Origin of the sequence: Pseudomonas sp. TNT2022 ID1044 (genome assembly GCF_028656895.1) — a bacterium.
Classification (GTDB): domain Bacteria; phylum Pseudomonadota; class Gammaproteobacteria; order Pseudomonadales; family Pseudomonadaceae; genus Aquipseudomonas; species Aquipseudomonas reinekei.
Genome location: NZ_JAMDHB010000027.1, coordinates 1 through 22,893, shown reverse-complemented (window position 1 = coordinate 22,893; position 22,893 = coordinate 1). Strand labels below are relative to the sequence as shown.

Below are 22,893 nucleotides of genomic sequence, written 5' to 3'. Positions count from 1 at the left end.
CGAAAATTCGATCAAAACACCCTAAAACTTATATTAGATTTAGATCAATGATCTGATTGAAGATGGCGCCATCTTAACCTTCAGGAGCTCATACATGTTCCCCAGCCTGTACATATCCCATGGCTCCCCGATGCTGGCCCTGGAACCTGGTGCCAGCGGGCCGGCTCTCGCGCGCCTGGCGGCGGAAATGCCGAAACCAAAAGCCATCGTGATTGTTTCTGCGCATTGGGAAAGCAACGAATTGCTGGTCAGCGGCAACCCGCAACCTGATACCTGGCATGATTTCGGCGGCTTCCCCAAAGCCCTGTTTGAAGTGCAATACCCGGCGCCTGGCAATCCCCAACTGGCCGCAGAAGTTGTCGAGCTGTTGAAGGCCAGTGACCTTCCCGCGCGCATTGACCCTCAGCGCCCCTTTGACCATGGGGTCTGGGTCCCGTTGTCGTTGATGTATCCGCAGGCGGACATCCCGATCGTTCAGGTGTCCCTGCCCACCCGTGGCGGCCCCGCCCTGCAAACCCGCGTTGGCCATGCCTTGGCCAGCCTGCGCGAGCACGGCGTGTTGCTGATCGGCTCCGGCAGCATCACGCACAACCTGCGGGAACTGGACTGGCATGCCGGTCCGGAAAGCGTTGAGCCCTGGGCCCAGACGTTCCGCGACTGGATGATCGAAAAACTGGCTGCCGACGACGAAGCCGCGCTGCATGACTACCGCGCGCAGGCACCGAATGCCGTGCGCAACCATCCAAGCGATGAGCACTTGCTGCCGTTGTACTTCGCCCGAAGTGCCGGGGGTCAATTCAGTGTTGCGCACAAGGGATTCACCATGGGCGCGTTGGGCATGGACATTTATCGCTTCGGGTGATGTGAATGATTGATCCCACGTTGCGCGTGGGAACAACAAACAGGCAAAAAAAATCCCCGAACCAGTCGGGGATTTTTATGTTCGATCAATCAGCCCAGGGGCGGATCAATCTTCGCGATAGCGACGCAGCTTCAACTGCTTACCGGCAACGCGAGTGTCCTTCAGCTTGGTCAGCAACTTCTCCAGACCATCTTCCGGCAGCTCGACGAGGCTGAAGCTGTCACGCACCTGGATGCGACCGATTGCTTCGCGAGCCAGGCCACCTTCGTTGAGGATGGCGCCCAGCAGGTTCTTGGCAGCGATACCGTCACGCGCACCCAGCGCGGTACGGCAACGAGCACGGCCTTCACCCAGTGGCATCGGAGCACGACGCTCACGGTCACCACGCTCAGGACGGTCACCGGAACGCTCTGGACGATCGCCACGCGGTGCGTTGTTCGGCACCAGTGGACGCTCTTTCTCGATAGCGGCCAGGTTCAGCGCTTGACCGTTGGTAGCCTTGCGCAGCAGGGCTGCGGCCAGGGCACGCGGGCTGCAACCGATGTCGGCGGTCAGGCGATCAAGCAGATCACCGTGGGTCGATTCGGCATCAGCCACCAGCGGCGACAGGCTGTTGGTCAGTTTCTTGATGCGCGCATCCAGAACGGCTTGAGCGTCCGGCAGGCGAACTTCAGCAACCTTCTGACCGGTTACACGCTCGATCACTTGCAGCATGCGGCGCTCACGCGGAGTCACCAGCAGCAGTGCACGACCTTCGCGACCGGCACGGCCGGTACGGCCGATACGGTGAACGTAGGACTCTGGGTCGTACGGCATGTCCACGTTGAATACGTGAGTGATGCGCGGAACGTCCAGGCCACGAGCAGCAACGTCGGTCGCCACAACGATGTCCAGACGGCCATCCTTGAGGGAGTCGATTACGCGCTCACGCTGGTTCTGGGCGATGTCACCGTTCAGCGCAGCGGCTTTGTAGCCTTTGGCTTCCAGGGCACTGGCCAGGTCCAGGGTCGCTTGCTTGGTGCGTACGAACATGATCAGGGCGTCGAAGTCTTCCACTTCCAGCAAGCTGAGAACGGCAGAAGTCTTCTGGTCAGCGTGAACCAACAGGTGAGCCTGTTCGATCGCGGTAACGGTCTGGGTCTTGGTCTGGATCTTCACGTGTTGCGGATCGCGCAGGTGGCGTTCGGCAATGGCACGGATCGACTGCGGCAAGGTGGCCGAGAACAATACGGTCTGACGGGTTGCTGGCAGAGCCTTGAAGATAACTTCCAGGTCGTCCATGAAGCCCAGCTTGAGCATTTCGTCGGCTTCGTCGAGAACCAGGTGGTTCACGGTCGCCAGTACTTTTTCGTCACGACGCAGGTGGTCGCACAGACGGCCCGGAGTGGCGACAACGATCTGTGCGCCATTACGGATTGCTTTCAGTTGTGGGCCCATCGGCGCGCCGCCGTAGACAGCCACAACAGTGACGCCCGGCATTTGCTTGGCGTAGGTTTCGAAAGCGGTTGCAACTTGTAGCGCCAACTCACGAGTTGGTGCCAGGATCAGGGCTTGCGGCTCGCGCTTTGCAGGATCGATGCGATGCAGGATCGGCAGGGCGAACGCAGCGGTTTTACCCGTACCGGTTTGCGCCTGACCAATCATGTCGTGACCGGCCATGATGATCGGGATCGATTGCTGCTGAATAGCCGATGGCTCTTCGTAGCCAGTCGCGGTGACGGCTGCGAGAATATTCGGATTAAGATTAAAAGCGGCGAAGCCGCCGGTTTCCTGGGTCATGGGTCTGCCTCTAAGTGCATCCGCAAAGACCCATGCTCCAAAGCTGCGCGTGCCGTGTTGAGACTCAAGAGTCGCCCTGGCAGCTTTGTCGGCGGGGATTTGCGAAAACGAATGAATGAAAAGAATCGTCAAGGGAGAGTCCGCAGTACGGACGTGCAGCCGAAGCTGACTTCGGGGAATTGCTCTACCTAAACGCGGCCCGGCTAAAGGCCGGCGCGCACTATACCGGAATTTGCCGAAAAAGGGAGCTTTTTTTATCGCAAAACTCCCGCGTACGGCGTTCTGTCACAGGCTTTGCGGATAATCGTGCAAGGGTCTATTTTTCAAAGGCCCGGCCCTGCGGGCGATGGCGCTAAAACGGTTCACCTTGAAGACCCGGACCGCTGGTCTGACACCCTTTCCCGCCCGAGGAAACGCACCATGAAAGAGCTCAACACCCACCGTGTGAGCCGTGAAAAGCGCGGTCATGTCCTGTTGATCGGTCTGGATCGGGTCGCCAAGCGCAATGCTTTCGATCTCGACCTGCTCAACGAGCTGAGCCTGGCCTATGGTGAGTTCGAAGCCGACAGCGATGCCCGTGTGGCAGTGGTCTTCGGCCATGGCGAGCATTTCACCGCCGGCCTGGATCTGGTCAATGCCAGTGCGGCGCTGACCGAAGGCTGGCAGGCCCCGCCCGGCGGTTGTGATCCGTGGGGTGTATTCGCCGGCCCCAGGGTGAGCAAACCGGTGATTGTCGCTGCACAGGGTTATTGCCTGACCATCGGCATCGAGTTGATGCTGGCCGCCGATATCAACCTGTGCGCCAGCAATACCCGCTTCGCGCAAATGGAAGTACAGCGCGGGATCTTCCCCTTCGGCGGCGCCACATTGCGCCTGCATCAGGTCGCCGGTTGGGGCAATGCGATGCGCTGGATGCTGACGGGCGACGAGTTCGATGCCCGCGATGCCTTGCATCTGGGCCTGGTCCAGGAAGTCATGGCCAGCGAGGACTTGCTGCCACGGGCGATTGAGTTGGCCGAGCGGATCGCCCGCCAGGCGCCGCTGGGGGTTCAGGCGACGCTGATGTCGGCGCGACAGGCGCGCTATGAAGGGGAAACGGCGGCAGCGCAGGGTTTGCCGGCGCTGGTGAAAAAACTGTTGGTCACTGAGGATGCGCAGGAAGGTGTGCGGTCACTGGTGGAGCGGCGGCCGGGAATCTTCAAAGGCTGCTGACTTACCTGTGTGCCGACTTATGTCGCCGGGCGAATGGCCTTGATCAACGACTGCAACGAATACCCCAACCGCGGCGCCAGCCCTTCAGCCCGGGCTACCAGGCCATCCATGTCCAGCTCCTGATCCAGGTCCGACGGCACGATCAGAATCACATTGCCCTCCTTCACCGGCAGCTCCCAGTAATGCCGATGATAGAGCCCGCGCAATAACGCAGCGCCCAACGGTTTGCCATCATCGGTGGCCCATTGATTGATCACCAGCCAGCCACCGGGATTCAATCGTTTCTGGCAGTTCTCCAGGAAGGTCCACGCCAGATGCCCGACACCCGGACCGACGTCGGTATAAAGGTCGACGAAAATCAGGTCGGCGGGCTCAGCGGTATCAAGCAACTCCAGCGCATCGCCTACACGAATATAAAGGCGCGGATCGTCATCCAGCCCGAGGTATTCGATGGCCAGGCGCGGTACATCCGGGCGCAACTCAATGGCTTCGACATCTTCGAGCGGCAGGAACTTGAGGCATGCCTGGGTCAACGTACCGGCACCGAGGCCGAGGAACAGCGCGGATTCCGGCTGTTCATGGCACAGCGCGCCAATCAACATGGCCCGGGTGTAGTCATACTCGAGCCAGCTCGGATCGGCGGTGAACACGCAGCTTTGCTCGATGGCATCACCGAATTCGAGAAAACGGTAATCGGCCACTTCCAGCACGCGAATCACGCCAAATTCGTCCTGCACCTCGGCGAGCAAATGCTCGACGCGCTCCTCAGTCATTTCGTCTCCCGATCGTTACCGTGGCCGGCAACGCAATAACACCGCCAACAGACTGCGGCAAAGGCGCGATTGTCCGCGAAGCGACGGGAACAGGTCACGCACTAATTGCTGATAACATGGACGCCCGAGCGTAAAACACTAGAGATGATGATGAGCCAACCCTGGAGTCCTGACAGCTGGCGCGCCCTGCCGATCCAGCAACAACCTCAATATCCCGACGCTGCGCATTTGCAGCAGGTCGAGCAAACGCTGGCCAGCTATCCGCCGCTGGTGTTTGCCGGTGAAGCCCGGGAATTGCGTCGTCAGTTTGCCGAAGTGACCCAGGGCCGCGCGTTTCTGTTGCAGGGCGGCGACTGTGCCGAAAGTTTCGCCGAGTTCTCTGCCGCGAAAATCCGCGACACCTTCAAAGTGTTGCTGCAAATGGCGATTGTCATGACCTTCGCGGCCGGTTGTCCGGTGGTCAAGGTCGGGCGCATGGCCGGGCAATTCGCCAAGCCGCGTTCGGCCAATGATGAAACCATCGACGGTGTGACCCTGCCGGCCTACCGTGGTGACATCGTCAACGGCATCGGTTTCGACGAAAAAAGCCGCGTGCCGGACCCGGAACGCCTGCTGCAGTCCTATCACCAGTCCACTGCGACCCTGAACCTGTTGCGCGCCTTTGCCCAGGGCGGGTTTGCCGACCTGCATCAAGTGCACAAATGGAACCTCGACTTCATCGCCAACTCGGCACTGGCGGAAAAGTACAGCCACCTGGCCGACCGCATCGATGAAACCCTGGCCTTCATGCGCGCTTGCGGCATGGACAGCTCGCCGCAACTGCGCGAAACCAGTTTCTTTACCGCCCACGAAGCGCTGCTGCTGAACTACGAAGAAGCCTTCGTGCGTCGCGACAGCCTGACCAACGATTACTACGACTGCTCGGCGCACATGCTGTGGATCGGCGACCGCACCCGTCAGCTCGACGGCGCCCACGTCGAATTCCTGCGCGGGGTGAACAACCCGATCGGGGTCAAGGTCGGCCCGAGCATGAATCCTGAAGACCTGATTCGCCTGATCGACGTGCTCAACCCGGACAACGATCCCGGCCGCCTGAACCTGATCGCACGGATGGGCGCGAACAAGGTCGGCGATCACTTGCCACAGCTGATTCGCGCCGTGCAGCGTGAAGGCAGGCAAGTACTGTGGAGTTCCGACCCGATGCACGGCAACACCATCAAGGCCAGCAGCGGCTACAAGACCCGCGACTTTGCGCAGATTCTGGGTGAGGTGAAGCAGTTCTTCCAGGTGCATGAAGCGGAAGGTTCGTACGCCGGCGGTATCCACATCGAAATGACCGGGCAAAACGTCACCGAGTGCATTGGCGGTGCGCGACCGATTACCGAAGATGGGTTGTCGGATCGCTATCACACCCATTGTGACCCGCGGATGAATGCCGATCAGTCGCTGGAACTGGCGTTTTTGATAGCAGAAACCTTGAAGCAGGTTCGACGCTAAATCGCGTGAAGACAATCGCTGGCAAGCCAGCTCCCACAGAATTTGCGCCGTACACATAATTTATGTCCGACGCGGTCACTGTGGGAGCTGGCTTGCCAGCGATGGCGTCAGCTCAGTCACCATCAAACTGAGCCAATGCCACCCACAACCGGTTCGCACTCCCACAGAATTTGCGCCGTACACATAATTTATGTCCGACGCGGTCACTGTGGGAGCTGGCTTGCCAGCGATGGCGTCAGCTCAGTCACCATCAAACCGGGCCAATGCCACCCGCAACCGGTCCGCACTCGCCCGCGGGCAGTTCAACTGAACTTGCGTCAGCCCCAGCCAATCCGCCATCCGCCGCAGATTCAAGGCCAACGCCAGCATCCCCTCCTCGTCCAGCCCCGTTTCCTCCTCATGCACCGCATGCACCGCCAACCGACCCGCCGCCCGCTCGGCGCGCAGATCGACCCGCGCGGCGATGCGTTCGTTGTGCAAAAACGGCAAGACGTAATAGCCGTAGACCCGTTTGTCCTGCGGCGTATAAATCTCCAGTCGATAGCGAAAATCGAACAGACGCTCGGTGCGGCTGCGCTCCCAGATCAGCGAATCAAACGGTGACAGCAACGCGCTGGCCTCAACCTTGCGCGGCACCTTGGGCTCGGGCAGGCAATAGGCTGGCTGCTTCCAGCCCTGAACCTCGCAAGTGAGCAATTCGCCCGCCTCGACCAACTCCGCCAGACGTGGACGACTGTCTGCGGGATTCAGACGGAAGTAGTCGCGCAGGTCCTTTTCGGTGCCCACGCCCAGGGCTGTCGCGGCATGCAGCAGCAAGCCTCGCTGAGCCTCGGCTTCATTGACCCACGGCTGCGCCAGTACCTGCGAAGGAATGACCCATTCCGGCAAGTCATACAGCCGCTCGAATCCGCGCCGGCCAGCCACGGTGACTTCACCAGCGGCGAACAACCATTCCAACGCATGCTTTTCCGCGCTCCAGTCCCACCAGGGGCCAGCTCGCTCTTGACGGGTCGACAGGCTGCCGGCGCCCAGCGCGCCCTGCTCCTCAACCGCAGCCAGCACCCGGCGAATGGTGTCTTGCTGCTCACGACCGAAACGCGCCATCTGTTGATAAATGTCTTCGCCACGGGTCGCACGTTGCATACGCCAGCGCATCAGCGGGTACATCGACAGGGGCAGCAACGACGCCTCGTGGCCCCAGTATTCAAACAGCGTGCGACGTCGCCCTGAACTCCAGGCAGCCTGGTCGAGCAAGTCAGAAGAATAGGAACCCAGACGGGAAAACAGCGGAAGGTAATGCGAGCGCACTACGGCATTGACGGAATCGATTTGCAGGATACCCAGCCGCTCGATCAGGCGGTTGAGCTGCACAGCCTTGATCGCCGCTGGCGGCTGGCGCCCATTGAACCCTTGGGCGGCCAGTGCCAGACGCCGAGCCTGTTTGAGGGTAAAGGACAACGTTGCGGGCATGAGCATCTCCTTGTCTGCTCGCAACCTACCTCACCGGTAAGGGGTTTGTGTAGCTTCGCACTCATCATTTATTGGCCAGGATCATTTATGCATCGGGTCGTTCCAGAACGGCTTGATCGACTCGTGCTCGACATCCGCCCGGCTCATGCCAATGTCCTTCAATGCTTCGTCGCTCAAGCTTGCCAGCAGTTCGCGTTCGCGATGCAACTCGTACCAGCGGCTGATCTTGTGCAGCAGGTCGGATATCAGGTGAACCGAATGATGTTCTGCGTGTTGGAACTCATGTTGACCTTTCATCTTGTTGCCCTCCGTTTGGATGGCTCCAGTCTCAGCCCGGGTCTAAGATCAATCCAACAAATGTTTCTGATGGCAACCATCTCGGAGATTGATGTATGTCGAGCTACCCGACGATCGATACCGAAGTGCTGCGCACCTTTGTCGCGATTGCCGACCAGGGTGGCTTTACCCGCGCCGGCGAGTTGGTCCATCGCACCCAGTCGGCCGTCAGCATGCAGATGAAACGGCTGGAAGAAGATGTGTTGCAGCGCCAGTTATTCCAGCGCGACGGACGCCAGGTGCGCCTCACCGCCGAAGGCCAGGTGCTGTTGGGCTACGCGCGGCGCATCCTCAAGTTGCACAGTGAAGTATTCAATACATTGCGCGAACCGGACATGGTCGGCACAGTGCGCATCGGCACGCCGGACGACTACGTGATGCGTTTTCTGCCGGGGATTCTGCGGCGGTTTGCCCAGTCCTATCCGCTGATCCAGATCGAAGTGCATTGCGAATCATCAAAACAATTGCTGATGCGTCAGGATCTGGACCTGTCTATCGTCACCCGCGAACCGGGCAGCGAAATAGGCCAGTTGTTGCGCAAGGAGCGGTTTGTCTGGGCCGAAGCTCAATGCTACAGCGCCCACGAACAAACGCCGCTGCCGCTGGCAATGTTCAACAGTGATTGCTTCTGCCGGATGTGGGCCTGCAATGCCCTTGATGCCCGGGGCCGCGATTATCGCGTGGCGTATAACAGTGACAGCCTCTCGGCAATCATGACGGTGGTCAGCGCTGGCCTGGCGATCACTGCGCAACTGGAAAGCCTGATCACCCCGGACATGCGCATCCTCGGTGAAGCCGAAGACCTCCCGCTGCTACCAGAAGCCAGCATCATGCTCGTGCGAAACCTGCACAGTCCGTCGCCAATCACTGAATGCCTGGCCGAACACATCGTCGAAGGCTTCAAACTTTAAACGCGAGCATCACCGCACAGAGCACCAGAAAACCGCAGAACAGTGCGCGCAACAGGCGCTCCGGCATGGCGTGGGCGATTTTCACCCCCCAACTGATACTCAACAATCCGCCGATCGCCAGCGGCACACCAACCATCCAGTCCACCTGATGATGCACGGCATAAGTCACCAGCGTCACGCCGGTGCTCGGCAATGCCAGCGCCAGCGACAATCCCTGCGCGACCACTTGAGTGGTACCGAACAGGCTTGTCAGCACGGGCGTTGCCACCACTGCCCCGCCCACGCCGAACAAACCGCCCATGGTGCCGGATGCCGCACCGAGCACACCCAGCCAGGGCCACGAATAGTTCATTTGCGATGAGGCCGGTGCACTGGCGTAGAACATTCGCACCAGGTTGTAGGCCGATAGCGCGACCAGAAAGGCGACGAAGCCGATGCGCATGGTTTGCGCGTCAATGCCCACGGCCCAGATCGAACCGAGCCAGGCGAAGCAGAACCCCATCGAAGCGAGCGGAAGCGCGTGGCGCAACTCGATCTTGTTGCGCTGGTGATAACGCCACAACGCCAGCATCACGTTCGGCACCACCATCACCAGCGCCGTCCCTTGGGCGATTTGCTGATCGAGACCGCACAACACGCCCAGCAACGGGATGGCGATCAAGCCACCACCGATTCCGAAAATTCCGCCGAGCGTGCCCAAGGCAGCGCCGAAGACCAGATACATCAAAAATTCAATCACCGCGATTTCCTCTCACATCAGACTGCTCATCCTACGCAGTTGGTTATGGCGCGGAAACGCACAGCAACGCACAATGGCTTTGCCAAACTCGCACAAGCGCACATCCGCCATGAATCCGAATCAACTGACCGAACAACTGGGCCTGTTTCTGGACGTACTGGAAACCGGTAGTTTTTCCGCGGCGTCTCGTCGTCATCCACTGACCCCTTCAGCGGTAGCCCGACGTATCGATAGCCTGGAAAGCGCGGTCGGCAGTCAGTTGTTCATTCGCAGTACCCATGCGGTACGCGCTACGCCCGCGGGGTTGGCGTTTGCCGAGCGCGCGCGGCGCATCGTCGCGGAATTGCGTTTGGCCCGGGCCGAAGCGGTGTCTCTGAGCAGCGCACCCGAAGGCCTGATTCGTATCGATGCCCCGGCCGCGTTTGGCCGGCGACACCTGGCGCCGGTAATTGCCGATTTTCTGATGCTCTATCCCGGCCTCGATGTGCAGCTTCACCTGATCGACAGTTTCGTTGACATGCAAGGCTTGAACCTGGGCAAGGTCGACCTGGTGCTGCGCGCCGGGCAAATGGCCGACACCCGTTTGGTGGCCACACCGCTGGCGAGCATGGTGCGTATCGCCTGCGCCAGCCCGGACTACTTGCAGCGCCGTGGCGTACCAAGCGATCCGGCGCAACTGATCGAACACGACGGTCTCGACTGGGATGGCCTGGCGCCCCCCTTCGCCTGGCGCTTCGAACGCGAAGGCCAGATGCACTTGCACCGCCCCTCGCGCATCCGCATGAGCGCCAACAATGCCGAAGCCCTGGTCTGCGGCGCACTGGCCGGGCTGGGTATCGCGCATTTGCCGACATGGCTGGCCAGCGAGTACTTGTTGCGCGGGGAACTGGTGCCGCTGTTCTGCGAGAAGGGCCTGCCCAAACCGGAAATCACCGGGATCTATGCCTTGCGCCTGCAACAACAACCCAATTCCCGCAGTCGCCTGCTGCTGGAATACCTGAAAACCCGCTTCAGCCCTATTCCGCCGTGGGATCTGGTCCTTCAGACCCATCTGGCCCACCGCTAGTCCAAATTATCTGGCGCGTTAAAGATTTGCCCGCTAGATTCATGAAGATCACTGATCGAAGGCTTCAAAATGACCACCGAACGCAACACCCCGGACAACTGCGCTGACCTGCTGCTGGACAACCAGGCCTGCTTCGCCTTGCACTCCACTTCGCTGATGATGACCAAGGTCTACAAGCCTTTGTTACAGGCATTGGGCCTGACCTACCCGCAGTACCTGGCGATGATGGTGTTGTGGGAACAGGACGGTTTGACCGTAGGCGAAATCAGCACGCGCCTGCTGACGGATCCCGGCTCGCTCACCCCGCTGCTCAAGCGCCTGGAAGCCGAAGGTGTGCTCAGCCGCACCCGCAGCCGTGAAGACGAGCGGGTGGTGATCATCGAACTCACCGAAAAAGGTCGTGCCTTGCGCGACAAGGCCCGAGGCATCCCCCAATGCATCCTCGGCGCCAGCGGCATGACCCTGGAGCGATTGCAGAAACTGCAGGCGGAGCTGCAAGCGCTGCGCAAGCACCTGCAAGACAGCCTCTAACGCTCCTGCAAGCGCAAATCCCCGGTGGGAGCGAGCCTGCTCGCGATAGCGGTGTGACATTCAACCTGTGTGTTGACTGACACGCCGCCATCGCGAGCAGGCTCGCTCCCACAGTTCGTTCTGCGTTAAAGAAAGCAAAAATCGGGGTCGCGCCCTTCCACTGAAAAATTCCTGCTGAAAAAAATCCCCTTAGATCGCTCTAATTCAAGCCTTTCAAGCGGTGACCATCCGCTCCCGCTTACTTTTTTCATTTTTTTTCAAAAAATTATCTTGCGCACTAAACATTAGCGCGATACATTTACCTCGCACTTACTTAGCGCGCAAACATTTAGCGCAAAACAACCAAGCCCGAACGAGGATTTCACCATGCAAACTCTCTACACCGCAGTTGCAACTTCCACCGGTGGCCGTGACGGTCGTGCAATCTCCAGCGACAACATTCTCGACGTCAAGCTCGCCACCCCGAAAGAACTCGGCGGCGCTGGCGGTGCGGCGACCAACCCGGAACAACTGTTCGCTGCCGGTTACTCCGCCTGCTTCATCGGCGCCCTGAAATTCGTTGCCAGCCAGACCAAGCGCAGCATCCCGAATGATGCGTCGATCACCGCCCACGTCGGCATCGGCCAGATCCCTGGCGGTTTCGGTCTGGACATCGACCTGCACATCAGCCTGCCGGGTCTTGAACAAGCCGATGCGCAAACCCTGGTCGATGCAGCCCACCAGGTCTGCCCGTACTCCAACGCCACCCGCGGCAATGTTGAAGTGCGCCTGCACGTCACCGTCTAACCACTGAGCCACTCAGACCGAACAGGAAATGAACATGAACACTTTCAGCAAAGTCTTGACCGGTACCCTCCTCGCGCTGTCCATCAGCAACGCGTTCGCCGGTGATGTTGAACACAACACCCAGGCATTCCTCGATGTGTTGAATGCCGGCACCGGCAAACCGATTGAGCAACTGACGCCGGCCGAAGCCCGCGCCGTGCTGGTGGGTGCGCAGGCCGGGGTCAAGCTGACGCTGCCGAAAGCGGATGTCAGCCAGAAGACCATTCAGGTCGACGGCCAACCGCTGAGCCTGACCATCGTCCGGCCGGCCGGGGTCAAGGGTGAGCTGCCGGTGTTCATGTTCTTCCACGGCGGGGGCTGGGTGCTGGGAGACTTCCCGACCCACGAACGACTGGTTCGCGATCTGGTTGTCGGTTCGGGGGCGGCAGCGGTTTTCGTCAACTACACGCCGTCACCCGAAGCGCACTACCCGGTGGCGATCAACCAGGCTTACGCCGCGACCAAATGGGTGGCTGAGCACGGTAAAGACATCAACGTCGATGGCAAACGCCTGGCCGTGGCCGGCAACAGCGTTGGCGGCAACATGGCGGCCGTGGTTGCCCTGATGGCCAAAGACAAAGGCACACCGGCGATCAAGTTCCAGGTTTTGCTGTGGCCGGTGACCGATGCCAACTTCGAGACCGGTTCCTACAACCAGTATGCCGAGGGGCACTTCCTCACTAAAAACATGATGAAGTGGTTCTGGGACAACTACACCACCGACGCCAAACAGCGTAACGAGATCTATGCCTCACCGCTGCGGGCAACCCCTGCGCAACTCAAGGGCCTGCCACCGGCGCTGGTACAAACGGCGGGTGCCGACGTGCTGCGCGATGAAGGTGAAGCCTACGCCCGCAAACTCGATGAAGCCGGCGTGCCGGTGACCTCGGTTCGCTACAACGGCATGATCCACGATTACGGTTTGCTCAACGTAGTGAGTCAGGTGCCGGCGGTGCGTTCGGCGATGTTGCAGGCTTCGCAAGAGCTCAAGGAACATCTGAAGAAATGACACCACCTGCAGGAGCCGGTTTGCTGGCGATAGCGATCTCGAGGACGTTATCGCCAGAACAAGCCGGCTCCTGCGGGTTTGCGCTGCGGTCCAATCGATGGACACAAAAAAGCCCGACTCAATGGTCGGGCTTTTTCATTCCTGAAGCAGTGCTTATTTAGCACGGCCTTTGTAGGAACCGCCTTCGCGGGTATCGATCTCGATCATGTCGCCGATTTCGATGAAGTCAGCAACCGACAGCTCGGTACCGTTCTTCAGTTTGGCAGGCTTCATTACCTTGCCGGAAGTGTCACCGCGAGCGGAACCTTCGGTGTAGTCAACCTGACGCACGATAGTGGTCGGCAGTTCTACGGAAACCAGACGCTCTTCGAAGAAGATCGCTTCGCAAACATCGGTCATGCCTTCTTCAACGAAAGGCAGAACGGCTTCGATGTCTTCAGCGTTCAGCTCGTACATGGTGTAGTCAGTGGTGTCCATGAACGTGTAGGTGTCGCCGCTGATGAAGGACAGGGTCGCTTCTTTGCGGTCGAGGATTACGTCGTCCAGTTTGTCGTCGGCGCTGTAAACGATCTCGGTCTTGTAACCGGTCAGCAGGTTTTTCAGCTTGGTCTTCATGATCGCGCTGTTACGACCCGACTTGGTGAATTCAGCTTTCTGAACCAGCCAAGGATCGTTTTCGAGACGGATCACGGTACCGGGTTTCAGTTCTTTACCAGTTTTCATTGCGAATATCCGAATTTGGATGGGATTTACAAAAATCTAGGCCGCGTATCATATCCAATTTCCATAAAACTGTACCAGCGCCGTGGCAAGATCGGCCTGCAAGGCCTGTTCCAGACACCACGTCTCGGCGTGTTTTTCCAGCTCCGGCCAGTGTTTACGGGTGGAATGCCAGTGGTCGGTCATATTTTCCCCGGCGTTCCACGCCCGCCAAAGACTGCTGATCGCGTCGCTGGCAGGCTCCGATAGCCCTTTGACATACAACGCAAGGAAGGCTTCGAGCTTGTCCAGGTGGACATCCTCTTCCTGCTGATAGATATGCCAGAGCAACGGCCGACCCGCCCATTGCGCACGGACGAAGGAATCTTCGCCGCGCACGGCGTTGAAATCACAGCACCACAGCAACTGGTCATATTGGTCCTGACGGACAAACGGCAGCACCTGCACGGTCACGGCTTCGCGCACGTGCAGCGCGCCGGCCTTCAGATCGTTCACGCCCAGCCAGCGCTGGACATCGCCGAGCACCCGCCCCTCAGGCACCAGCACATGAGTGGGCGTCGAATCGCCGGCCAACGCATCCAGCCAACTGGCCAGCCCGGCGTTTTCGTAGGCAAACAGCGAAATCAACTGCGCATCCGGCGCTCGATCGACCCCCAGGCCTTGCAGGAATGTTCGCTGAGCCTGTGGATCCTGTTGAAATTGCCGACGCCGTTCCAGCAAGCCGCTTTCACGCAACAAGCCGCCCGTACCTTTCTGAAACCCCGGAAAGAAGAAGAACTTCTGCACGTGCCTGTATTTCACCGATGGCAGACCGTGGCAACCCATCACCCAGTCCTCGGCACTCAGGTAATCGAGATTCATCCACAGCGGCGGTTGTTTGCGCTCGGCCATCGCCTCCATATAGGCAGCGGGCAACTGGCAGGCGAATGCGGCGATCACCACATCCGCGGCCTCGGTCGGCAGCCACTCGGCCGGCCACTGACGGACCTCGACACCTTGCTGCCATTGCTGCGCGACATGGACATCGATCTCGGGGCACATGCGCTCGAAGGCACGCAGGTCATCGACCCATAAACGCACCGCCAGCGAGTGCTCGGCCACCAGTTGCCGAGCCAGACGCCAGGTCACACCGATGTCGCCGTAGTTATCGACCACGGTGCAAAAAATATCCCAGCGGGTTTTCAATTCAGACATTCCAGGTTCCCGTTGGCAAAGGCAGCGATTGTCCGCATAAATTACCCTGCGCAGAAGAGCCGACGACGATTAATCTTCGTGCGACAATCGACACTCGCCCGCGACTCACCGCCAGGAGGCAGTCATGCCCTACCGTCCCACACCGCGCCGCCCGTTGCCGATCCAGCTCAATGCCGTGCAACTGACCGGCAGCATCGCCCTCGGTTTGTGGCTGGGCTTTCTCGCCATCGCGCTGACCTGCTGGCTCGCCTCGCGCCTGTTCTTCAGCGAACAACTGGCCCCAGTGGCCCAGGCGGTGGAGCAACTGGCGAACCCGCCGGTGGTGCAACAGGTTCCGGATATCCCGCCACAGAGCCCTCTGTTCGAGCAATATGAAGAGAACCTGCGCAAGAACGAGCAGGCGCAACGACTCGATCAGGCGCGCAGCAGCAACCGCAATCTGTCGAACGCCAAATGCCAGTTCTGGCTGCAACAGGACCAGACCGCACCGAGCGAAAAAAGCCGCGCCAACGTCCTGCAATTCTGCGATTGATCATGAACAAACAAACTGTCCACCAACTGATTCTCGACAAGCTGCGAGTCGATCTCGACATCGCTGAGCGGGCCGCGCAGACCGCTTACGAAACCGCGACCCACGAAGAGAACATCGCCGAAAACAAGTACGACACGCTGGGGCTGGAGGCCTCCTATCTGGCTGCCGGGCAGGCCAGACGGGTGGAAGAGATTCGCCAGTCACTGACGCTTTGCCAGAACCTGGCGTTGCGTGCGTACGACGATCAACGGGGCATCGAGATCGGCGCCCTGCTCGGCCTGGAAGACGAAAAGGGTCGCGAGCAATGGCTGTTTCTGGCCCCTGATGCGGCGGGCCTGAAAGTCGATCTGGTGGGGCAGTTGATTACCGTCATCACCCCGCGCTCACCGCTGGGCAAAAGCCTGCTGGGCAAGTTCGAAGGTGATGAGGTGGAGATTCTGGTGGCGGGTGCTCGGCAACAGTTCGCTGTTACCGAGGTCATCTAGAAAGGCTTAATGGACCGGCAGTTCGACGCCGTCGAACAGCTCTTCCAGTTCCTGTTTGTTGTGGCACTGAATGGCCTTGGCCATGACTTCGCGGGTCAGGTGCGGGGCGAATTTCTCGATGAAGTCGCACATGAAACCACGCAGGAAGGTGCCGCGACGGAAGCCGATCTTGGTGATGCTGGACTCGAACAGTTCGCTGGCATCGAGCACCACCAGGTCGCTGTCGAGTTTGGTGTCCACCGCCATTTTCGCCACGATACCTACCCCCAGGCCCAGGCGTACGTAGGTTTTGATCACGTCGGCGTCGGCGGCGGTGAACACCACTTTCGGTGTCAGGCCACGATGGCTGAAAGCTTCGTCGAGTTTCGAACGGCCAGTGAAACCGAACACGTACGTCACGATCGGGTATTCGGCCAGGGCTTCGAGGGTCAGCTTCGACAGCTTGGTCAGCGGGTGGCCTTGAGGCACGACCACGCAACGGTTCCAGCGGTAGCAAGGCATCATCACCAAATCACCGAACAGTTCGAGTGCTTCGGTGGCGATGGCGAAATCCACGGTGCCATCAGCCGCCATTTCGGCGATTTGCATGGGTGAACCCTGGTGCATGTGCAGGGCAACGTCCGGGTACTGCTTGATGAAATTGCTGATCACCGGCGGCAATGCATAACGCGCCTGGGTGTGGGTGGTGGCGATCGACAGGGTGCCTTTTTTCTCGTTGGAGAATTCCTGGGCAATCTGCTTGATGCTTTCAACCTTGCGCAGGATTTCGCCAGCGGTGGTGATGATGCGCTCACCGGCCGGGGTAACGCGGGTCAGGTGCTTGCCGCTGCGGGCGAACACTTCGACGCCCAATTCGTCTTCCAGCAGGCGGATCTGTTTGCTGATGCCCGGTTGCGAGGTGTAGAGGCTTTGGGCTGTAGCGGAAACGTTGAGGTCGTGGTGCGCCACTTCCCAGATGTAGCGCAGTTGTTGAAGCTTCATATGAATCCCTCAAAGCAGATAGACGCCACGGGCATCAGCGACGGTATATAACTATATTAATGGCTTGAAGAATAAATCTAGAACTTTTTTGTCGAAGTGCCACTGGTCGCACTCTAGCGATCCCCTTGGCGACGTCGTTGCACCAGCGGCACCAGATAAACCGGCACCTTGGACAACTGCAAGACACGCGCTGCGGTGCGGCCCAACGGTGTTTCCGCACCAGTGCCATGGCTGTGACTACCTACGATCAACAAATCCACGGAGAGTTTCTGCGCCTGGTCGAGAATCACCTGCGAAGGATCGCCCTGCAGCACGCGCACTGCCTGGATTCTTTTCAGGTCCAGCGCCCCCTCCTCCCCCAGCTCTTCACGAAAACTGTCCAGCACCCGCTGCTCGATATTGGCGATGACCGTGTTCAGACCCTGGCTGTGAAACTCGTTCAACGCCTGCTCGTCAAGGTAGCTCTGCAGCACGGATTCGGCGAACAGTCCCATGGGTTCCACCGCATGCACCACATACAAGTCGGCATTGAATGTCCGAGCCAGTTCCAGGGCGTGCTGCATCACCACAGGGGCGTACAGGCCGAGGTCAGTGGCGTACAGCATCGAACGAATCATATGACCTCCTCGAATGCCAACATGGCGGAGATTGATTCAGCTTAGCAGCGCCTTGGCGAGTACGACGCCCTGCGTAACGCGTTGAACGGCGGGCTTAAACCTTATGCTCGTTGCTGATGCCATGGGGCACATGACCGGTGGCGACGACTTCACGGGCCAATTCGCAGTGGCCGGCCTGATCGTCGAAAAACACGTCGGCGGCAAAGGCTTCGAGAAACGCCGATTTGGCCAGGCCACCGAGGAACAGCGACTCATCCAGACGAATATCCCACTCACGCAACGTGCGGATCACCCGCTCATGGGCCGGCGCCGAGCGCGCCGTCACCAGCGCCGTGCGGATGGGACATTCGCCGTCCGGGAACTCGCGCTGCAACACATTGAGGGCCGCGAGAAAACCTTTGAACGGCCCACCACGCAAGGGCTCGCGCGCCGCTTCGCGTTCGCTGGCCTGAAACGCCTCCAGCCCCCCGGCCTGATAGACGCGCTCCGATTCATCGGAAAACAGCACCGCATCCCCGTCGAAGGCGATGCGCAGTTCGTCGCTGGCCGCGCGGCTGGCACCGCCGGACAAAATAGTCGCCGCGGCGAAACCGGCATCCAGGGCACTGCGCACATCTTCGGCGTGGGTCGAAAGAAACAGGTCGCAGCCAAAGGCCTTGAGGTACGGATAAGGGCTACGCCCGCCCACGAATGCCGCGCGGGAAATCGCCAGCCCGTAATGATGGATCGAGTTGAAAACGCGCAGGCCGGTGTCGGCGCTGTTGCGCGACACCAGGATCACTTCGACCCGGGCGCGCCCGAGGCTGGCGTTGAGGTTCAGGAGTTTTTGCACCAACGGAAACGCATCGCCGGGCTCGAGGATTTCGTCTTCGTGCTCGATCTGATACTGCCGATAAGCCTCGACGCCACTCGACAGGTAGACCTTGTGGCTGTCACTCAGGTCGAACAACGCTCGCGACGAAATCGCCAGCACCAGTTTGTCGTCAATTGCCTTTGGCATCCCCTTCCCCCCTTGCCTTGATCGACTCAAGCATTACGTCGATCGATGAAACCCAAGCTGCGATACAACGCCTCGACTCGCGGCATTTCACAGCCCGCCGCTTTGGCCGCGGCCAGAGGCCGGGCGTAGATGGCCTGCAGTTCCAGCGGTCGCTTGTGCAGGAAATCGTGGTACATGCTCGGCCAATAGGCAGGCATTTTCTCGGTCATCATGAACAAGTGCTCGGCATAACCGGGCGGCACATCGTGCCCACAAGCGATTGCGCCCTGCACCACTTCGGCCATCAGTGCCTTGACCATTTCGCGGCTGTCGGCATCGGCCATCAAGGGTGTGGTGCTCGCCCCGAGCAACACCGACAGACCGTTGTAAGGGATATTCCAGACCAGTTTCTGCCAGCGCGCCTGATGCAGGTTCGCCATGGCCTGGGAGTCGACGCCGGCGGTTCGGAACAGCCCGACACCCTCCTCGACGATCGCCGTGCGCGTCGATTCTTCGGCGGGGCCACTGTGGTAGCCGACATGCACTGCACCAAGCGCCTGATGGGTGACGACCCCCGGCCCTTCGCGATGCACGCAGATATAGCAAAGCCCGCCCAGCAGATGCAGCGAGTCAGGGAGCAGCCCGCGCAGGCTGTCTTCGACATCCAGGCCATTCTGCAACAACAGGACCTTGGCGCCCGGCGCGGCGGCGCGCAGGATCGCCGGCGCCAAATCCGCGTTGCTGGTGGTCTTGGCGCCCACCAGCAACCAGTCGCAAGGCGGCATGTCTTGCGCGTCCGAATAGGCCTGCACCGGCTTCAAAGTCAGCGAACCATGGGGTGCACTGTTTACTTGCAACCCGTTTTCGGCGACCGCGCAGAACTCGCTGCGCAGCAGAAAGTGCACATCGAAACCGGCACGCGCCAGCATCACCCCGTAGAAACCACCGATTGCACCGGTACCGATAATACCGATCGTCGGTTTGGCAACTGCCCCCATCATGGCAACTCCTCTGCTGTTCGACTCAGCGCCTGACGTATCGCCCGATTCAGTTCGGTACCGGTCAGGCGCGAATGCAATGCCCCGAAGAACTTACCGTCGCGTACCAGGAACAGCGCCGGCAAATGAAAAACCTGATATCGCTCGACCACCCCGCCATTGTTCCCGGCATCGATCCAGCACAGCCGATCGATTGCCAGATCGAGTGCCGGTAATTGCTCACGGGCAAATCGGCAGCTGGAACAGCCGACACTGGTGAAAATCACCAGCGACACGCCGTTCATCGCCAGCAGCCGTTGATCGGCGTCGAAATCGGTCAGTTCCGATTCGACCACTATACTGGGGGAAACAATGTCAGATGGCCGACACATGGAGTCCGTGTTCATGGGACGATTTATTCCTCATCCTGACGATGTGCCCGTGGAATTGACGTTGCTCAAACCTGAGTGTATTTCGCTACGACAGTTGCACACTATCAGCCTCGGGGGCATGGCTTGCAATTATCACCGCGCCTGGCGCCACGGCACGGCGCTCGAAGTGCGGATGCCGACACTGAACCCCGACATGCGCTTTCTGGGCTATGTGGCCTGGTGTCTGCGACGAAAACACGGCTACCTGGTGGGCATTGCCTTCGTCGACGAGCAGACGCTGTTCAGCGCCCGAATGGGCGAGCAGGTGTGCCAGATCGAGCGTTACTGCCGACAGCACGACTCCCACAATGATCTGCAGGAAGTTCAGGCGCTGGCGCTGGAATGGGTCCAGGAACACGCCGACGAGTTCTCCCACGAAACGGTTCGCAAGGCATTTGCACAGCCTGCACTGGATTAAAGCGCTGCCAGCCCATTGTCTAGCCACGGTGTAACGCGCTAAGGTTCGGCTCCCCGACGCGCTTAATTTGCTGTGCTCCGCCGCGCGGGTTCGCTGGCGGCCGGCACCCGTGACCTGACGAGTAAACGATGGCTGATTTACCGATCAACGACCTAAACGTCGCCTCCAACGAGACACTGATCACCCCCGATCAGCTCAAGCGCGATATTCCCCTGAGCGACGCTGCGCTGCGCACCGTGACCAAGGGCCGCGAAGTCATTCGCAACATTCTCGATGGCACCGACCATCGCCTGTTCGTCGTCATCGGGCCTTGCTCGATCCACGACATCAAGGCAGCCCACGAATACGCCGAGCGCCTGAAGGTTCTCGCCGCGGAAGTGTCCGATACCCTGTATCTGGTCATGCGCGTGTATTTCGAGAAGCCGCGCACCACCGTCGGCTGGAAAGGCTTGATCAACGACCCGTACCTAGACGACTCGTTCAAGATCCAGGACGGTCTGCACATCGGTCGTCAACTGCTGCTGGACCTGGCCGAAAAAGGCCTGCCAACCGCTACCGAAGCCCTCGACCCGATCTCCCCGCAATATTTGCAGGACCTGATCAGCTGGTCGGCCATCGGCGCGCGCACCACCGAATCCCAGACTCACCGTGAAATGGCGTCCGGCCTGTCCTCGGCCGTCGGCTTCAAGAACGGCACCGATGGCGGCCTGACCGTGGCGATCAACGCTCTGCAATCGGTTTCCAGCCCGCACCGCTTCCTCGGTATCAACCAGGAAGGTGGCGTGTCGATCGTGACCACCAAGGGCAACGCCTACGGTCACGTCGTGCTGCGCGGTGGCAACGGCAAGCCGAACTACGATTCGGTCAGCGTCGCCCTGTGTGAACAAGCGCTGAACAAAGCGAAGATCAAGCCGAACATCATGGTCGATTGCAGCCACGCCAACTCCAACAAGGACCCGGCCCTGCAACCGCTGGTGATGGAGAACGTCGCCAACCAGATCCTCGAAGGCAACCAGTCGATTATCGGCCTGATGGTCGAGAGTCACCTGAACTGGGGCTGCCAGGCAATCCCGAAAGACCTTGCCGACCTGCAATACGGCGTGTCGATCACGGATGCCTGCATCGACTGGACCGCTACCGAAAACACCTTGCGCAGCATGCATGCCAAGCTCAAGGAAGTGCTGCCGAAACGCGCTCGTACCTGATCGCGCTTTTCGCCAGACAAAAAAACGCCGGGCTCAACCCGGCGTTTTTTTATGCGTTCGTTTTGTTGAAGGTCACTGACTCAGCTTGGCCGCATGCCGCTGGTGACGCTCCATGTAGCGTTCGACGTAGGAGCACGACGGGATGACCGTGTAGCCCATCTCCTCGGCGTACTGCAATGCCTGCTCGGTCAATGCCGCAGCAATGCCGCGACCACGCAGTGCGTTAGGCACGAACGTGCGATAGATATCCAGGGTCTGTTTTCCCAGATCCATATAAGTCAGGTAGGCACGATGACCGTCCACATTGGTCTCGAACTGATGACCAGCCTGGTCATGGTGGATGGACAACGCCTCGCTCATCACTACTCCTCGCGGGTCTTGGATTTCGACCTCTACCTTACCGATGTTTTTCCGGCGAAGGAACATCTACGCCACCCCGTGCCTGAATGGACACCGAGAAGAGCTACACCGATCTCGCGTAACCGAGCACGTACAAATAGTAGGCACCATTGGCAGAAATGCTCAAGGTACGCTCGTCATCATGCAGGTTGGCAGGTGCCGCTCCGGGTCACGCAGGACTGGCTCGACCAAAGATCCTCGAGGGTCGAAAGCCTGAACATTGCCGGATGTTGAGACTTAAGACGAGCGCCCGTTGTTAAAGTCACCTGAATAAGCAGAAAGATATTGAGAGACGCTGCGCAAAATCCGAACAAAAGTGTGGACGAATCCATCTAGCCAGACTTTAGCCAAGACTCGAAAAAGACTCGTAAGCGTCGGGAACTTTTCTTCTCCGGCTCGCTCAGCTCGGGCCTTGCAGCTGGATATTTTTTAAACAGCGCAGTTAAAAGTTGCTCGAAAAAGAATCAACGCCTACAATTTTTTTTGCTTCTTGCTTCACGTCAGTTTTACTTAGTTCAAGTTATAGGTAGTATGTACGCCGGCTATTTCCTCAATCTGAGGAGACAGCTACTTAATTGAAAGTCCTTGAAGGGGAACACGATGAACAACGTTCTGAAATTCTCTGCTCTGGCTCTGGCCGCAGTTCTGGCTACCGGTTGCAGCAGCGCATCGAAAGAAACCGAAGCACGTCTGACCGCTACTGAAGACGCAGCTGCTCGCTCCCAAGCTCGTGCAGACGAAGCTTACCGTAAAGCTGATGAAGCTCTGGCTGCTGCTCAAAAAGCACAACAGACTGCTGACGAAGCTAACGAGCGTGCTCTGCGCATGCTGGAAAAAGCTAGCCGCAAGTAATAGTCCTTCGGGATTGTTATCAAGCCGACCCATTTTTTGGGTCGGCTTTTTTATTGCCCGGCATTTATTGCAGGATCGAGTAGGAGGCGGATT

26 protein-coding genes are annotated in these 22,893 nt (G+C 59.3%); 13 read left to right on the top strand and 13 right to left on the bottom strand.

Annotated elements, in window-relative coordinates:
• The first annotated feature begins 94 nt into the window (after window positions 1-94).
• Entirely contained in the window at window positions 95-862 is a 768-nt protein-coding gene (locus M5G20_RS26980) for a DODA-type extradiol aromatic ring-opening family dioxygenase (protein ID WP_273921700.1), read from the top strand.
• Window positions 863-967: 105 nt separating this feature from the next.
• Here M5G20_RS26980 and M5G20_RS26975 read toward each other — a convergent pair whose 3' ends face one another.
• The gene (locus M5G20_RS26975) at window positions 968-2,641 is read right to left on the bottom strand and encodes a DEAD/DEAH box helicase (protein ID WP_075948176.1); all 1,674 of its coding nucleotides are present in this window, start codon (window positions 2,639-2,641) and stop codon (window positions 968-970) included.
• A gap of 420 nt (window positions 2,642-3,061) precedes the next feature.
• Between M5G20_RS26975 and M5G20_RS26970 the strand changes: the two genes are divergently transcribed.
• Window positions 3,062-3,853, top strand: a complete 792-nt coding sequence (locus tag M5G20_RS26970) for a crotonase/enoyl-CoA hydratase family protein (protein ID WP_212625289.1) — start codon at window positions 3,062-3,064, stop codon at window positions 3,851-3,853.
• A 17-nt stretch (window positions 3,854-3,870) separates the two neighbouring features.
• On the opposite strand, the gene M5G20_RS26965 is transcribed toward M5G20_RS26970, so the two are convergent.
• Window positions 3,871-4,626 (bottom strand): spermidine synthase, encoded by a 756-nt coding sequence (locus tag M5G20_RS26965; RefSeq protein ID WP_273921699.1) that lies wholly within the window; start codon window positions 4,624-4,626, stop codon window positions 3,871-3,873.
• A 150-nt stretch (window positions 4,627-4,776) separates the two neighbouring features.
• Between M5G20_RS26965 and M5G20_RS26960 the strand changes: the two genes are divergently transcribed.
• On the top strand, window positions 4,777-6,123 hold the full coding sequence (locus M5G20_RS26960) for a class II 3-deoxy-7-phosphoheptulonate synthase (RefSeq protein WP_150736031.1): 1,347 nt from the start codon (window positions 4,777-4,779) through the stop codon (window positions 6,121-6,123).
• 240 nt (window positions 6,124-6,363) lie between these two features.
• Here the strand turns inward: M5G20_RS26960 and M5G20_RS26955 are convergent, their stop codons facing one another.
• Together M5G20_RS26955 and M5G20_RS26950 are read right to left on the bottom strand one after the other, a co-directional pair.
• Window positions 6,364-7,593 (bottom strand): winged helix-turn-helix domain-containing protein, encoded by a 1,230-nt coding sequence (locus tag M5G20_RS26955; RefSeq protein ID WP_273921698.1) that lies wholly within the window; start codon window positions 7,591-7,593, stop codon window positions 6,364-6,366.
• Between the two features lie 81 nt (window positions 7,594-7,674).
• On the bottom strand, window positions 7,675-7,890 hold the full coding sequence (locus M5G20_RS26950) for a DUF1127 domain-containing protein (RefSeq protein WP_273921697.1): 216 nt from the start codon (window positions 7,888-7,890) through the stop codon (window positions 7,675-7,677).
• Between the two features lie 95 nt (window positions 7,891-7,985).
• Between M5G20_RS26950 and M5G20_RS26945 the strand changes: the two genes are divergently transcribed.
• Window positions 7,986-8,840 (top strand): LysR substrate-binding domain-containing protein, encoded by an 855-nt coding sequence (locus tag M5G20_RS26945; RefSeq protein ID WP_273921696.1) that lies wholly within the window; start codon window positions 7,986-7,988, stop codon window positions 8,838-8,840.
• On the opposite strand, the gene M5G20_RS26940 is transcribed toward M5G20_RS26945, so the two are convergent.
• Window positions 8,830-9,579: a sulfite exporter TauE/SafE family protein gene (locus tag M5G20_RS26940; RefSeq protein WP_273921695.1), complete on the bottom strand. Its 750-nt coding sequence runs from the start codon at window positions 9,577-9,579 to the stop codon at window positions 8,830-8,832. The two genes, M5G20_RS26945 and M5G20_RS26940, sit on opposite strands and share 11 nt — an antisense overlap.
• Window positions 9,580-9,688: 109 nt before the next feature.
• On the opposite strand from M5G20_RS26940, the gene M5G20_RS26935 reads away from it, so the two are divergent.
• The 4 genes from M5G20_RS26935 to M5G20_RS26920 all read left to right on the top strand — a co-directional run bounded on the left by M5G20_RS26935 (window position 9,689) and on the right by M5G20_RS26920 (window position 13,010).
• On the top strand, window positions 9,689-10,645 hold the full coding sequence (locus M5G20_RS26935; protein ID WP_273921694.1) for a LysR family transcriptional regulator: 957 nt from the start codon (window positions 9,689-9,691) through the stop codon (window positions 10,643-10,645).
• Between the two features lie 69 nt (window positions 10,646-10,714).
• Window positions 10,715-11,176 carry a MarR family winged helix-turn-helix transcriptional regulator gene (locus M5G20_RS26930; RefSeq protein ID WP_273921693.1) on the top strand — a complete coding sequence of 154 codons (462 nt, stop codon included), beginning with the start codon at window positions 10,715-10,717 and terminating at the stop codon, window positions 11,174-11,176.
• 366 nt (window positions 11,177-11,542) lie between these two features.
• Window positions 11,543-11,962 carry an organic hydroperoxide resistance protein gene (locus tag M5G20_RS26925; protein WP_075948184.1) on the top strand — a complete coding sequence of 140 codons (420 nt, stop codon included), beginning with the start codon at window positions 11,543-11,545 and terminating at the stop codon, window positions 11,960-11,962.
• Window positions 11,963-11,996: 34 nt separating this feature from the next.
• Window positions 11,997-13,010: an alpha/beta hydrolase gene (locus tag M5G20_RS26920; RefSeq protein WP_273921692.1), complete on the top strand. Its 1,014-nt coding sequence runs from the start codon at window positions 11,997-11,999 to the stop codon at window positions 13,008-13,010.
• A gap of 153 nt (window positions 13,011-13,163) precedes the next feature.
• Here M5G20_RS26920 and M5G20_RS26915 read toward each other — a convergent pair whose 3' ends face one another.
• On the bottom strand, window positions 13,164-13,733 hold the full coding sequence (locus M5G20_RS26915) for an elongation factor P (protein ID WP_007943632.1): 570 nt from the start codon (window positions 13,731-13,733) through the stop codon (window positions 13,164-13,166).
• Between the two features lie 48 nt (window positions 13,734-13,781).
• Complete coding sequence (earP, locus tag M5G20_RS26910) at window positions 13,782-14,924, bottom strand: elongation factor P maturation arginine rhamnosyltransferase EarP (protein WP_273921691.1); 1,143 nt, start codon at window positions 14,922-14,924, stop codon at window positions 13,782-13,784.
• A 124-nt stretch (window positions 14,925-15,048) separates the two neighbouring features.
• On the opposite strand from earP, the gene M5G20_RS26905 reads away from it, so the two are divergent.
• Window positions 15,049-15,456: a hypothetical protein gene (locus M5G20_RS26905; RefSeq protein WP_273921690.1), complete on the top strand. Its 408-nt coding sequence runs from the start codon at window positions 15,049-15,051 to the stop codon at window positions 15,454-15,456.
• A 2-nt stretch (window positions 15,457-15,458) separates the two neighbouring features.
• Complete coding sequence (locus M5G20_RS26900; protein ID WP_150736023.1) at window positions 15,459-15,941, top strand: GreA/GreB family elongation factor; 483 nt, start codon at window positions 15,459-15,461, stop codon at window positions 15,939-15,941.
• Between the two features lie 6 nt (window positions 15,942-15,947).
• Here M5G20_RS26900 and cysB read toward each other — a convergent pair whose 3' ends face one another.
• The 5 genes from cysB to M5G20_RS26875 all read right to left on the bottom strand — a co-directional run bounded on the left by cysB (window position 15,948) and on the right by M5G20_RS26875 (window position 19,902).
• Window positions 15,948-16,922, bottom strand: a complete 975-nt coding sequence (gene cysB, locus M5G20_RS26895) for an HTH-type transcriptional regulator CysB (protein ID WP_007899921.1) — start codon at window positions 16,920-16,922, stop codon at window positions 15,948-15,950.
• 113 nt (window positions 16,923-17,035) lie between these two features.
• A complete protein-coding gene (locus M5G20_RS26890) occupies window positions 17,036-17,539 on the bottom strand; it encodes a universal stress protein (RefSeq protein ID WP_273921689.1) in 504 nt (167 codons plus the stop codon).
• Window positions 17,540-17,633: 94 nt separating this feature from the next.
• Window positions 17,634-18,539, bottom strand: a complete 906-nt coding sequence (locus tag M5G20_RS26885; RefSeq protein WP_273921688.1) for a 5'-nucleotidase — start codon at window positions 18,537-18,539, stop codon at window positions 17,634-17,636.
• A gap of 26 nt (window positions 18,540-18,565) precedes the next feature.
• Complete coding sequence (locus M5G20_RS26880) at window positions 18,566-19,519, bottom strand: putative 2-dehydropantoate 2-reductase (RefSeq protein ID WP_273921687.1); 954 nt, start codon at window positions 19,517-19,519, stop codon at window positions 18,566-18,568.
• Complete coding sequence (locus tag M5G20_RS26875) at window positions 19,516-19,902, bottom strand: thioredoxin family protein (RefSeq protein ID WP_273921686.1); 387 nt, start codon at window positions 19,900-19,902, stop codon at window positions 19,516-19,518. The genes M5G20_RS26880 and M5G20_RS26875 overlap by 4 nt, the downstream gene beginning before the upstream one ends.
• Between M5G20_RS26875 and M5G20_RS26870 the strand changes: the two genes are divergently transcribed.
• Window positions 19,901-20,344 (top strand): PilZ domain-containing protein, encoded by a 444-nt coding sequence (locus M5G20_RS26870; protein WP_273921685.1) that lies wholly within the window; start codon window positions 19,901-19,903, stop codon window positions 20,342-20,344. The two genes, M5G20_RS26875 and M5G20_RS26870, sit on opposite strands and share 2 nt — an antisense overlap.
• A 128-nt stretch (window positions 20,345-20,472) precedes the next feature.
• Complete coding sequence (locus M5G20_RS26865; RefSeq protein ID WP_150703802.1) at window positions 20,473-21,549, top strand: 3-deoxy-7-phosphoheptulonate synthase; 1,077 nt, start codon at window positions 20,473-20,475, stop codon at window positions 21,547-21,549.
• A 72-nt stretch (window positions 21,550-21,621) separates the two neighbouring features.
• On the opposite strand, the gene M5G20_RS26860 is transcribed toward M5G20_RS26865, so the two are convergent.
• Window positions 21,622-21,909: a GNAT family N-acetyltransferase gene (locus tag M5G20_RS26860; RefSeq protein WP_020800382.1), complete on the bottom strand. Its 288-nt coding sequence runs from the start codon at window positions 21,907-21,909 to the stop codon at window positions 21,622-21,624.
• A gap of 639 nt (window positions 21,910-22,548) precedes the next feature.
• On the opposite strand from M5G20_RS26860, the gene oprI reads away from it, so the two are divergent.
• Window positions 22,549-22,800: an outer membrane lipoprotei OprI gene (gene oprI / locus M5G20_RS26855; protein WP_003183784.1), complete on the top strand. Its 252-nt coding sequence runs from the start codon at window positions 22,549-22,551 to the stop codon at window positions 22,798-22,800.
• Window positions 22,801-22,893: the final 93 nt, after the last annotated feature.

Bases quoted from the DNA above. Each gene is read 5' to 3' on its own strand.
- M5G20_RS26870 (WP_273921685.1), top strand. From the start codon at position 19,901: ATGGGACGATTTATTCCTCATCCTGACGATGTGCCCGTGGAATTGACG.
- M5G20_RS26960 (WP_150736031.1), top strand. From the start codon at position 4,777: ATGAGCCAACCCTGGAGTCCTGACAGCTGGCGCGCCCTGCCGATCCAG.
- M5G20_RS26885 (WP_273921688.1), bottom strand. From the start codon at position 18,539: ATGCCAAAGGCAATTGACGACAAACTGGTGCTGGCGATTTCGTCGCGA.
- M5G20_RS26880 (WP_273921687.1), bottom strand. From the start codon at position 19,519: ATGATGGGGGCAGTTGCCAAACCGACGATCGGTATTATCGGTACCGGT.
- M5G20_RS26970 (WP_212625289.1), top strand. From the start codon at position 3,062: ATGAAAGAGCTCAACACCCACCGTGTGAGCCGTGAAAAGCGCGGTCAT.
- M5G20_RS26975 (WP_075948176.1), bottom strand. From the start codon at position 2,641: ATGACCCAGGAAACCGGCGGCTTCGCCGCTTTTAATCTTAATCCGAAT.
- M5G20_RS26875 (WP_273921686.1), bottom strand. From the start codon at position 19,902: ATGAACACGGACTCCATGTGTCGGCCATCTGACATTGTTTCCCCCAGT.
- M5G20_RS26980 (WP_273921700.1), top strand. From the start codon at position 95: ATGTTCCCCAGCCTGTACATATCCCATGGCTCCCCGATGCTGGCCCTG.
- M5G20_RS26955 (WP_273921698.1), bottom strand. From the start codon at position 7,593: ATGCCCGCAACGTTGTCCTTTACCCTCAAACAGGCTCGGCGTCTGGCA.
- M5G20_RS26930 (WP_273921693.1), top strand. From the start codon at position 10,715: ATGACCACCGAACGCAACACCCCGGACAACTGCGCTGACCTGCTGCTG.
- M5G20_RS26915 (WP_007943632.1), bottom strand. From the start codon at position 13,733: ATGAAAACTGGTAAAGAACTGAAACCCGGTACCGTGATCCGTCTCGAA.
- oprI (WP_003183784.1), top strand. From the start codon at position 22,549: ATGAACAACGTTCTGAAATTCTCTGCTCTGGCTCTGGCCGCAGTTCTG.
- M5G20_RS26935 (WP_273921694.1), top strand. From the start codon at position 9,689: ATGAATCCGAATCAACTGACCGAACAACTGGGCCTGTTTCTGGACGTA.
- M5G20_RS26905 (WP_273921690.1), top strand. From the start codon at position 15,049: ATGCCCTACCGTCCCACACCGCGCCGCCCGTTGCCGATCCAGCTCAAT.
- M5G20_RS26965 (WP_273921699.1), bottom strand. From the start codon at position 4,626: ATGACTGAGGAGCGCGTCGAGCATTTGCTCGCCGAGGTGCAGGACGAA.
- M5G20_RS26890 (WP_273921689.1), bottom strand. From the start codon at position 17,539: ATGATTCGTTCGATGCTGTACGCCACTGACCTCGGCCTGTACGCCCCT.
- cysB (WP_007899921.1), bottom strand. From the start codon at position 16,922: ATGAAGCTTCAACAACTGCGCTACATCTGGGAAGTGGCGCACCACGAC.
- M5G20_RS26950 (WP_273921697.1), bottom strand. From the start codon at position 7,890: ATGAAAGGTCAACATGAGTTCCAACACGCAGAACATCATTCGGTTCAC.
- M5G20_RS26925 (WP_075948184.1), top strand. From the start codon at position 11,543: ATGCAAACTCTCTACACCGCAGTTGCAACTTCCACCGGTGGCCGTGAC.
- M5G20_RS26900 (WP_150736023.1), top strand. From the start codon at position 15,459: ATGAACAAACAAACTGTCCACCAACTGATTCTCGACAAGCTGCGAGTC.
- M5G20_RS26860 (WP_020800382.1), bottom strand. From the start codon at position 21,909: ATGAGCGAGGCGTTGTCCATCCACCATGACCAGGCTGGTCATCAGTTC.
- M5G20_RS26945 (WP_273921696.1), top strand. From the start codon at position 7,986: ATGTCGAGCTACCCGACGATCGATACCGAAGTGCTGCGCACCTTTGTC.
- earP (WP_273921691.1), bottom strand. From the start codon at position 14,924: ATGTCTGAATTGAAAACCCGCTGGGATATTTTTTGCACCGTGGTCGAT.
- M5G20_RS26920 (WP_273921692.1), top strand. From the start codon at position 11,997: ATGAACACTTTCAGCAAAGTCTTGACCGGTACCCTCCTCGCGCTGTCC.
- M5G20_RS26865 (WP_150703802.1), top strand. From the start codon at position 20,473: ATGGCTGATTTACCGATCAACGACCTAAACGTCGCCTCCAACGAGACA.